This window comes from Oleiphilus sp. HI0123, from assembly GCF_001635315.1.
In genome coordinates, this window is the sequence record NZ_LWGE01001606.1 from 1 (window position 1) to 616 (window position 616).

Consider the following 616-nt stretch of genomic DNA (forward strand, 5'->3'; position numbering starts at 1 on the left):
GAGATGTCAGGCAATAAGGCAGATAGCCCCTTTTTAGCAGGCATCTCATTTACTGCTAAACGTCGATAAGGACATAAGCGTTTGCCTTCGATATATTGCCATGCACCCAGGTTTTTTAATATCTGTTCACTCGCATAGCTGATCGCCGATACCCGAATGTGAGGTGCTTCGCCTTCTACGTACGCAGGGGGTAATAGCGGGTCAATGACCGCAACTTTAAAGTTCGATCGAGCCAATCCACAGGCAATGGCAGCGCCGACCATACCGGCACCGACAATCACTACATCATATTGCTTGCTCATGCTTTTCCTCTCAGCAAATCTTTTGCAGTATTATGCAAGAACTTCCCAACAATCACACCTTTGAGCTTATAATATCGCCTGTAATACCCAGTGAAGGACAATAAAAAGATGCGTCTTAATCAATTATCAAATAATGTGTTTTTTAACTTCAAGCAATACGGTTTGACTTTGTTCATCTTGCTCAGCTTAAGTTTCTCTTTTTCACTTCAAGCCGCTGGCTTTCCGCAACGTCTGATAGAAGGAAATTCACAACCCTCTCTCGCGCCGATCATTAAGGAGTCAGCGCCAGCCGTGGTTAATATTGCGACCTATAC

General features: G+C 44.3%; 1 protein-coding gene and 1 pseudogene. One reads left to right on the forward strand and one right to left on the reverse strand.

What is annotated here, in order from left to right; translation table 11 throughout:
- Positions 1-302 (reverse strand): FAD-dependent oxidoreductase (locus A3761_RS21545; protein WP_156492020.1); only part of this gene is annotated, 302 nt, incomplete at its 3' end.
- A gap of 108 nt (positions 303-410) precedes the next feature.
- On the opposite strand from A3761_RS21545, the pseudogene A3761_RS28660 reads away from it, so the two are divergent.
- Positions 411-616 (forward strand): annotated as a pseudogene (locus A3761_RS28660) (hypothetical protein); the annotation flags it as partial.